9 protein-coding genes and 2 pseudogenes are annotated in these 9,465 nt (G+C 57.0%); 6 read left to right on the top strand and 5 right to left on the bottom strand.

What is annotated here, in order from left to right:
• Positions 1–341: pseudogene (locus tag BM413_RS32135) on the bottom strand (hypothetical protein); the annotation flags it as partial.
• Between the two features lie 1,075 nt (positions 342–1,416).
• Here BM413_RS32135 and BM413_RS32125 point away from each other — a divergent pair.
• The 3 genes from BM413_RS32125 to BM413_RS32115 all read left to right on the top strand — a co-directional run bounded on the left by BM413_RS32125 (position 1,417) and on the right by BM413_RS32115 (position 2,553).
• A complete protein-coding gene (locus tag BM413_RS32125; protein ID WP_091918893.1) occupies positions 1,417–1,716 on the top strand; it encodes a hypothetical protein in 300 nt (99 codons plus the stop codon).
• On the top strand, positions 1,713–1,904 hold the full coding sequence (locus BM413_RS32120; protein WP_091918892.1) for a hypothetical protein: 192 nt from the start codon (positions 1,713–1,715) through the stop codon (positions 1,902–1,904). The genes BM413_RS32125 and BM413_RS32120 overlap by 4 nt, the downstream gene beginning before the upstream one ends.
• Positions 1,905–2,013: 109 nt before the next feature.
• Complete coding sequence (locus BM413_RS32115) at positions 2,014–2,553, top strand: cytochrome b (protein ID WP_091918891.1); 540 nt, start codon at positions 2,014–2,016, stop codon at positions 2,551–2,553.
• A 53-nt stretch (positions 2,554–2,606) separates the two neighbouring features.
• Here BM413_RS32115 and BM413_RS32110 read toward each other — a convergent pair whose 3' ends face one another.
• Positions 2,607–3,074 (bottom strand): NUDIX hydrolase, encoded by a 468-nt coding sequence (locus BM413_RS32110; RefSeq protein ID WP_091918890.1) that lies wholly within the window; start codon positions 3,072–3,074, stop codon positions 2,607–2,609.
• A gap of 137 nt (positions 3,075–3,211) precedes the next feature.
• On the opposite strand from BM413_RS32110, the gene BM413_RS32105 reads away from it, so the two are divergent.
• The 3 genes from BM413_RS32105 (at position 3,212) to BM413_RS32095 (ending at position 7,759) form a co-directional block, all read left to right on the top strand.
• Entirely contained in the window at positions 3,212–3,859 is a 648-nt protein-coding gene (locus tag BM413_RS32105) for a BON domain-containing protein (RefSeq protein WP_091918889.1), read from the top strand.
• 98 nt (positions 3,860–3,957) lie between these two features.
• Positions 3,958–4,998, top strand: a complete 1,041-nt coding sequence (locus BM413_RS32100) for a zinc-dependent alcohol dehydrogenase family protein (protein WP_091918888.1) — start codon at positions 3,958–3,960, stop codon at positions 4,996–4,998.
• Between the two features lie 58 nt (positions 4,999–5,056).
• The gene (locus BM413_RS32095) at positions 5,057–7,759 is read left to right on the top strand and encodes a bifunctional acetate--CoA ligase family protein/GNAT family N-acetyltransferase (RefSeq protein ID WP_091918887.1); all 2,703 of its coding nucleotides are present in this window, start codon (positions 5,057–5,059) and stop codon (positions 7,757–7,759) included.
• A 1-nt stretch (position 7,760) separates the two neighbouring features.
• Here BM413_RS32095 and BM413_RS32090 read toward each other — a convergent pair whose 3' ends face one another.
• The 3 genes and pseudogenes from BM413_RS32090 to BM413_RS32935 form a co-directional block, all read right to left on the bottom strand.
• A complete protein-coding gene (locus BM413_RS32090; protein WP_244538150.1) occupies positions 7,761–8,639 on the bottom strand; it encodes a universal stress protein in 879 nt (292 codons plus the stop codon).
• A 3-nt stretch (positions 8,640–8,642) separates the two neighbouring features.
• A complete protein-coding gene (locus BM413_RS32085; protein ID WP_091918885.1) occupies positions 8,643–9,086 on the bottom strand; it encodes a hypothetical protein in 444 nt (147 codons plus the stop codon).
• 300 nt (positions 9,087–9,386) lie between these two features.
• Positions 9,387–9,465, bottom strand: a pseudogene (locus tag BM413_RS32935) (IS5/IS1182 family transposase); the annotation flags it as partial.

The following is a 9,465-nucleotide window of genomic DNA, read 5'->3' as shown; positions in this document are numbered from 1 at the left end:
ATCTCGGCGACGAATTCAAGCAGCGGTGCCGCGCGGCTCAGCCTTACACCGAGTTTCGCCAAAAGCTCTTGCATTTGTGAATCGTGCCTTTGACGTTCCAGGTAGCTCTGCTGAAAAAAGAATATGAATAGCGAAACGGCGATACCAAAGAGGATCACACCAAGCTGCGAAAGTGTATTGCGATAATATTCGAGCTGCTTTTCCTTATGACGCTCGTCGCGCTGTGTGTAGTGAGCGACCTGGTTGTTTATGAAGACCGAACCCATGAGCAGCATCGCGCCGAGCAGCCCGAGCATGACGATCATGATATGGCCGCCGCCGAACATCGAATCCAAGCCCATCGCCCAGTTTCCCCCCTACGCTTGATTCACCATACTCACCGTGATCACCTAGATGATAGGCTCCACGCGATAACGCCCGCATAATTGCCCGCCAGACCCTTCGCTGTTCTGATCACTTCCGTGGTCTACTGCTCCATAGGATCGAACGCCGGTTGAACATCGCCTTCCTCGTCTCGGTCGAACCCCATGACAACGATCAGCTTCGGCGCTTTTTGCTGTGGCAGGGCGTTATCGGACATGATCGCGGGCCGCAGCGTCTTTACGAGTCGACGGGATATCCCGAGCTAGCAGATTGATATCGGAGGTGGGCATTTTCTCGAAATGTTCGGCTGCGTCCAGAAGCTCAACGACCAGCTCAACACCTCGGGCGTGAAGTTGTGGCATCGCATCCTCCAATGAGAGGCCGGCGCAATGGTAGCTTGCTGACAGCTGCGCCGGCCAATGCGGTAACCCCTGCCGGTCGGCCGCGAAATCAGATAATCACGGAATTCTTTGCCGTCCAGCAATTTTGATTGGAACGGTCCCGGCGATTGCGGCGTTAATTCGGCGCCGTCCATTTCGGTTGCCACGCCATGGCGGCACGTCGCCGGCGTCCCTCTTACTCCCCGGCGGCATAGAGCCCGCCTTCTCCGCCCTCGCGATGGCGGGCTTCTCAATCTTGGGAAAATTTTACAACCAAAACGATTGCAACCACTACTGCCACTAGGCTCGGGATGGCCGCAATCAGGATTGATGGGCGACCACGCTTAGGCCGATTGTCATTGTCCGGTTCTCGAAATAAAAGTTTCATCAATTATTGCGGCAGTGATCCGATCAAGAGCGCAGCCATCGCAGCCGCTACCGATATCCCTGTGAGAAGTCGGATATGTCTGCTGCGACGTGTCTTTGCGCCAGTCCAATCGTAGCAAGATTCGTAGTTCATAGATTCCGGCCATTTCAATCGACATGATCGCGGCAGAGAACTGCCCGCCATTGCCGAGATGACTCCACTGCGCTCGGAAAGGATGTTGGAAAGAGGGTTAAGAATCGGTCAACCGCCGTCGTCACGATTAGGTGAGGCAAAGTGACGAGGCTAATGGTGTGGTTTGCCGGAGCGTTGTTGCTGTTCAATGGCCTGCTGATCATTGCGTTCCATCAATATTGGTTGGGTGCTGCGGCGATCACGGCGCTCTTGGCCGCTCCGCGATTGGTCGAGCGCGGCGCGGCAATGTCAATGAAAGCACCGCCGCTTTTGCAGGTGGGCGTCGGCGTCGCCGTGCCGTTTGACCAGGATCAAAGCGCGCGGTCCGCTTTAACGCCATGTTGGTTCGAGAATTGTGCGGCAACTGCTGCTCGACTGGCCGACCGAACGTTCAAATCTGTCCCATCACCATGAAAGCTCTTTTCTGGAGCGCCGTAATCAACGGCATCGTTGCTGTGCCGCTGATAGTGGTGGTCATTCTTCTTGCAAGCAGGAACTCGGTGACGGGCGTCCTTGTTGCGACCAAACCCGTCGTCGTGTTGGGTTGGATCACCGCTGGCGTGATGGCGATCGCGGCAGCACGCATGTTTGTTCCGATCTAGGAGGCTGCGATTGCAGCGGTGGAAGTATGATCGTCATGCTGCCTTGCATCGAACAAAGCTTTGACAAAATCGAAGCTAGTTTAGAAACGTTCAAAACTGGATCGCTCAGATGTATCCTACCTATGGAAGCTCCCAGAAGGCCATTCACTGGGTCGTATTTCTCTTGGTCATTGGCCTTTATGGGCTGACCTACGCGGAAGATTTGTTCCCCCGCGGTGATCCGAACCGCGATCTTGTCTGGTGGTTCCACATATCCTTCGGCCTGCTGCTTTTCGCGCTCGTCATTCTGCGCGTCGGCTTGCGGTTTGTGTATGGAGCGCCGGAGTTGCCTTCGGAAATGAGGCCACTCGAACGATGGTTGGCCAAGATAGCGCATCTTCTGCTTTACGCGCTGCTGGTGGCCATCCCGGTTCTCGGAATCCTTCTCACATGGTTTCGGGGCGATGCATTGAGCTTCTTCGGCCTGTTCACGATCCCGTCACCCTTCTTGCCTGATCGTCCGACTGCGGGGTTCATCAAGGAACTGCACGAGCTTTGCGCCAATCTCATACTCGCTCTCGCCGGGTTGCATGCAATAGCGGCCCTTTGGCATCACTTCGTTCGCAAGGACGATGTGCTTAAACGAATGCTGCCGCGGAGCTCCCGGTAGGGGATAGACCGCCGACCGCTCTTCCATCTTGAAATCGAGGATGCTGCATCGCTCTATGCGCGTGCGGCGAGGAGCCGCTCCAATCGGCTTAGAAATGGTCGCTGGCCGGCAACAATCTTTTTATGCGCATCGGCCATCTGGAACCATGCCGCACGATCGATTTCGGGAAAACTTTGAATGTGCCCACTACGCGGCGGCCATTCCATCTCGAAAATGTTGCTTTGCAGTTTTTCGACGTCGAGGTCGCCCTCTAAGGCAAAGGCAGTGATGAGCTTTCCGGTACGCTGGCGCAGCGCGCCGAGCGGCAGCAAAATGCCATTCGGCTGCTGCCCTGTTTCTTCTGCAAATTCCCGCCTTGCTGCCGCCTCAGCTTCCTCGTCATCCCCGTATTCCCCTTTCGGTATCGACCAGGAGCTGAGATCGCGCCGGATCCAAAAGGGACCGCCGGGATGAACAAGCATGACCAGAAGCACGTCGGCTGCCCAACGGTACATCAGGATTCCCGCGCTCTTTCTAGCCATTCGCCAGCACCTGCATCGTTGTGGCGAAGCATCTATCACCGTTTGACCCTGATCAATGCCCGGCATCAAACAATGATGGACGCTAACGGTCCCAAATGTGGACAATTTCGTCCGTCGCGCCAGGGAAGGTGAAGGTCATGTATGATGGAACGTTGAGGCAAGACATTATCGACGAGCTCGATTTCGAGCCGAGCATCAACGCGGCAAATATCGGCGTTGCTGTCGAAAATGGCGTGGTTACGCTCACTGGGCATGTCTCCACATACGCTGAACGATCTGCCGCGGAAGATGTGGTCCGTCGCGTCAAAGGCGTAAAGGGCATAGCACAGGAAATCGAAGTACGTCCGTTCGGCAGCAATCCAAAAGCCGACGATGAAATCGCAAAGCGGGTTCTCGATGTCATCAACTGGAATACGACCGTTCCAGATGGCGCCGTTCAGGTCAAAGTCCAGAATGGCTGGATTACGCTTACAGGCAAGGTCGAATGGCAATACCAGAAGATTGCCGCAGCCGAGGCGATCGTGGGTTTGGTGGGCGTCTACGGAGTTGCTAACAACATTGAGGTGAAGCCGACTGCGTCGGCTTTCGACGTCAAAAAACGGATCGAGGACGCGTTGAAGCGTAACGCCGAGGTCGAAGCCAGAGCCATCAAGGTCAATGTACAGGACGGCAAGGTTACCCTCGAAGGCAAGGTCAAGGCCTGGTCCGAGCGGGCTGCAGCAGAGCGGGCAGCATGGTCTGCGCCCGGCGTAAGCGTGGTGGTCGATCATTTGACTCTGATCTGACGTCAACGATGACATTTTGGGAGGCGGGACAGCCCCTGTCCAGCTTCCCCTTGCTAATCGTTGTTTTCGTCGGAAGGCAGATAGAAGGAAAAGTCTGAATGAAAGCCCTCGTTTATCAGGGACCGGGATTGAAATCGCTTGAAGAGCGCCCGAAACCCGAAATCTTTGATGCTACCGATGTCATCGTCAAGATCACCAAAACGACAATCTGCGGAACCGATTTGCATATCCTGAAAGGGGATGTCCCGACCTGCACGCCCGGTCGCATTCTCGGTCATGAGGGAGTCGGGCTCGTGGAGCAGACAGGCGCCGGTGTGACGCAGTTCAAGGCAGGCGACCATGTCCTGATTTCCTGCATCTCATCCTGCGGTAAATGCGAATACTGCCGAAAGGGAATGTACTCGCATTGCACCACAGGCGGTTGGATTCTGGGCAACAAGATCGACGGAACTCAGGCCGAATATGTCCGCATCCCACACGCCGACACGAGTCTTTACCGCATTCCCGAAGGCGCTGATGAGGAAGCGCTTGTCATGCTGAGCGATATCTTGCCTACCGGCTTCGAATGCGGTGTCCTCAACGGCAAGGTTCAGCCCGGCGGAACAGTGGCAATCGTGGGCTCCGGCCCGATCGGGTTGGCCACGCTGTTGACCGCGCAATTCTATTCACCGGCCCTCATCATAATGATCGATCTCGATGAAAACCGCCTGGAGGTCGCAACGCGGTTCGGCGCAAACGCTGTCATCAGCGCTTCCGGTGACGCCGCCGTTCAGGCAGTTATGGCGCTTACGGACAATCGCGGTGTGGATACGGCGATCGAGGCGGTCGGAATTCCCGCAACCTTTGAACTTTGTCAGGAAATCGTGGCCGCTGGAGGGACGATTGCCAATGTCGGCGTGCATGGTGTCAAAGCCGATCTGCATCTCGAAAAATTATGGTCGCACAACATCGACATCACGACGCGACTGGTCGACACTGTGACAACGCCGATGCTCATGAAAACGGTGCGCGCCGGCAAGATCGACCCAAAGAAACTTATCACGCACCGTTTCGAACTGGATCAGATCCTGGATGCCTACGATACATTTGCACGTGCGCCAACAACGAAAGCGCTGAAGGTTATTATCAAAGCGGCGTAACGCGATTTGCAGCGGCGGCCGGCGCCGGCTGCACAACCATCTGACCAAAGGCTTGCGGGTGACCATCCGAAACCTCGACTATGTAAATCATCCGAAATCCATGGCGGTGATTGGAGCATCCGTGCGTGCCGGTTCGGTCGGACATGTTGTCATGAGAAACATTCTGGATGGCGGATTCGAAGGCCAGGTGTGGCCGGTCAATCCAAAATACGAACAGGTTTCCGGCCGGGACTGTTACAGTAGAATCAAGGATATTCCCGGCGTCCCTGATGTCGCTGTGATCATCACGCCGCCGGCGACCGTGCCGGCTCTGATCGGCGAATTGGGCGAAAAGGGAACGCGGGTTGCGGTGGTCATCACGGCAGGCCTGACAAGTGAGAACGGGTTGCGGCAGGCGATGCTCGATGCCGCCAAGCCATTCCTGCTACGCATCATCGGGCCGAATACAGTTGGCTTGATGGTTCCGCCCGCGAAACTGAATGCCAGCTTCGCTCATATGGGTGCCAATCCTGGCGGGATCGCCTTGGTTTCGCAATCGGGCGCGATCGCGACGGCCCTGGTCGACTGGGCGGTCGACAATCATGTCGGTTTCTCGAAGATCGTCTCTCTGGGCGACATGGCCGACGTGGACGTTGGCGATTGTCTCGACCTTCTTGCAGGCGATGCCAAGACACGGGCAATCCTGATGTATCTGGAATCCATTCCCAATCCGCGCAAGTTCATGTCCGCCGCGCGGGCAGCAGCGCGTCTCAAGCCGGTTATCGCGATCAAGTCAGGACGCCACACGGAAGCAGCCAAGGCTGCGGCCACCCATACGGGCGCGCTCTCGGGGGCGGATCGCGTCATCGATGCGGCGCTGCACCGAGCAGGTATTCTTCGGGTTCAGGGTCTTGCCGAGCTGTTCGACGCCGCGGAAACGATTGCGCGGTTTGCACCTCTCGAGCGCGCCCGGACATCCATCGTCACCAATGGCGGTGGTGCGGGAGTTCTGGCGGTGGACAGATTGATGGACTGCGGTGGCGAGTTGGCGGTCCTTACGACAGCCACGATACGCGGTCTGGACAAGCTTCTCCTTGCAAACTGGTCTCATGCCAATCCCGTCGATATTATCGGAGACGCCACGCCGGAGCGTTATCGTGCTGCCGTGGAAGCAGTTGCCGCTGATCCTGAAACCGATGTCATCATGGTGCTGAACTGTCCGACCGGGCTTGCCTCGCCGGTCGAGGCCGCGGCCGCTGTCGCAGCACTTTCGAAAGACGGCACTATCAACGGCAAGCCGGTTCTGACCTGCTGGCTCGGAGAGCATACGGCGCGCGAGGGTAGGCGTGTTCTGCAAGAAGCTGGCGTGACCAGCTACGAAACACCTGCGGATGCAGCTGTCGCTGTTTCTTATCTCAGCGACTGGTCGAGAGCGCAGAAGGCATTGATGCGCGTGCCGCCGGCCCGTGGTGAAGACGTCACCGCAGACAGGGACGCCGTCGCTGCCATCTTCCGGCAAGCGGCGAAGGAAGGGCGCGGCATGCTGACCGAGCCCGAGGCCAAGGCGGCGATTGCCGCTTATGGAATACCTGTGCCCGAGACGGTAATCGCCAGGTCTGTCGAGGAGGTGGAAATGGCGGCGGCACGACTGCTGCAAAGCTGCGAGAAAGTTGTCGTCAAGCTGCATTCCAAGACGCTGACTCACAAATCCGATATCGGCGGCGTGGTTCTCGATCTGGGTACACCGGCAGGGGCAAGGGAGGCGGCAGTCGGAATGACGACGCGCCTCAAGAAGATTGCGCCGCAAGCCGACATGGAAGGGTTCGTCGTTCAGCCGATGATCGTTCGTAGCCATGCTCAGGAACTTATCCTCGGCGTCAGCCGCGATCCGATTTTTGGGCCGGTCATCCTTTTTGGCGCAGGAGGCGTTGCGGTGGAGGTCATGGACGATACCGCGATCGCACTACCACCGCTTGATGATGTGCTTGCCGGAGACCTGATCGACCGGACCCGCATTGCGCAGCTGCTGGCCGGGTTTCGCGACCGCAAGCCGGCGGATCGCAAGGCGATTTGCCTCGCGCTCAATGGATTGTCACAGATGATTGTGGATTTTCCCTGCATCGTGGCGATGGATATCAATCCGCTGATCGCCGACAGCGAAGGTGTCATGGCGCTTGACGCGCGCATTCAAATCGATCCAGCGGACGTGGAGCGTCCAGGTCCAAACCCCGAAATGGCGATCCGTCCATACCCGTCAGGCTGGACGAAGGATGTCGTGCTTGCGAAGGCAGCGTTTCATCTACGCCCGATCAGACCAGCCGATATATCGCTTTATCCTGCATTTCTGGCCAAGGTTACGGCAGACGATATGCGGCTGCGCTTTTTCTCCAAAGCCAAGTCCATTCCCCACCAGTTGCTGTTGCGGCTAACACAACTCGACTACAACCGCGACATGGCGTTCCTGGCTCTGGAGAAGGAAAGCGGTGTGTTGGCGGGAATCGTTCGCCTGTCATCAGATCCGGATCACCAGGTGGCGGAATACGGCCTTTTGGTCCGGAGTGATCTTAAAGGTCACGGTCTCGGATGGGCATTGCTCAATCATCTGGTCGACTACGCGGCCCACGACGGGTTGAAGCGGATTGAAGGCATCGTTCTGAGTGAGAACGAAACGATGCTGACAATGTGCCGCGAATTCGGGTTCTCGGTGCTGCAGCATCCTTCTGAACAAGGAATGTCCCTGGCCGCACTCGAACTGGCCAACCGAAGCCTGAAGCAGACCTGACTCAATTGGACATGAAGCGGTTCAGGCCGTCATCGTTAAGCAGGCTTCGGGTCACACCACCGAAAATCCACTCCCTGAACCGGCTGTGGCCGTAGGCGCCGCATACGACAAGATCGGCCTGAATTGAGCGGGCGAATTCGGAAATCCGGTCGCCGTCGGCCTTGGACCTGATGATCTCCGTGCGTGCGTTGATACCGTGACGTCCAAGAAAAGATGCGACATTCGCCAGCCTTCCCTTGGTGAAGGCATCAGCGTCCGGATCGATCGTCGCGATGACAACTTCATCTGCGCGACATAAAAGCGGAAGTGCGTCTGCGACTGCCCTGCGGGACTCGCGCGTGTCTTTCCAGGCGACGAGAATACGGTCGGTACGAATACGTTCGGCGCTGCTTGCGGCTATCAGAACAGGTCGCCCTGCATTCAGAATAAGATTGCCGAGATCAGTCGAGCGATATGCGTTGCCGATAGATGCCCCCTCAGGCGAAGCTGTGATTATCAGATCTGTTTCGTGCGCGTAACCGATCAGAGATCGCGTCGGGTTGGCAATGTCTGCTCGCCATTGGACATGAGGGCCCGTACCAACCAGTTCGCGAAATTGTGCTTCATGCACCTTGAAAAGGCGTTCAATATCCTCGCGTTGGCGTTGGAAGATTTGGGGGTCGAAAGCCATGCCGTCGGCTGAATCGAGCGGGACAGGTACCTCCGCAGCGCAAAGACCCATGAGGCGGGCGTCGAAATCCTTGGCCAGTCTTTCAGCAAGCATCGCCAACGTGGAAACGCAACCGTCTATGTCGAAGTTCACCAGCATCGACTTGTAAGACAGCATATTTGGGCGTGCCTGAGGTTTACCGCGATGAGTGAGCGCGATTGGTGCCGACATGATTCATATCCTCACGTTGCGTTGGCCTGCCGCCTTCTCAGGTTGGCGACTAGGAGTTGGTTGCAGGGGTACGACCATCGCTATCTGGAATGTGTGCATCTTGCCGCCGCTGCGGATGGAGACGTATTCGCCTGGGGTGAAACGTTCCTCGCCGATCCGGAAACCGATTTCGTCATCCATGTCGCCTTCGACATAGTCGAAATACCACTGCCCTCCGGGCTTGCGGCGCAAACGCCCGATCAAGTCTTCATTGTCAGGCCTGAAATGGCGGACCCGGCAAGCTGCCTGATGTGCCTTCCATTCCGCCGCGTCGATGCGATTGTCGGCGTCGAGCGGAATGACCAGATCGTACCCCTCATTGCGGTCTCCCGCAGGGTGATCCTTTTCGCGCGCCAGAAGAAGTCGCACATGACGGAATTTGGACGTGAGCGTATCGAGCGATGACATGACAACGATCCTTTCGTTGACATCAGTTTGCTCGCTTGGCGGAGCGACGCCTTGATCGGGATCAAATGGATCGCCGCGCCGTAGATTTTGTCATATCGGTGCTTGATTCAGCGCAAGGCAGGCCGGTCGCCCCCGGGTAGAATGTCTGGATTGCGGATAATCCGCCGACCAGATGGAGTGTGTTCCATGCCCTTCAAGACAGTTCTCAGCATCATTGACGTCACTCAGTCCGACCGCGACCTTGATGCCGCGATTGAGCTTTGCGCCGAAAACAACGCACATCTTAGGGTTCAGACTCAATCATAGCCAGAACGCGACGAGGGTAGCCAAGGCGACCGCAGATAAGAAGTTTCTGGCAAGCTTGTCGTAACGCGTTGCG

The organism is Mesorhizobium sp. YR577 (genome assembly GCF_900116595.1).
Taxonomy (GTDB): domain Bacteria; phylum Pseudomonadota; class Alphaproteobacteria; order Rhizobiales; family Rhizobiaceae; genus Mesorhizobium_M.
Note: the sequence above shows the minus strand (reverse complement) of the source record. Positions and strands in the feature narration are given on the sequence as shown.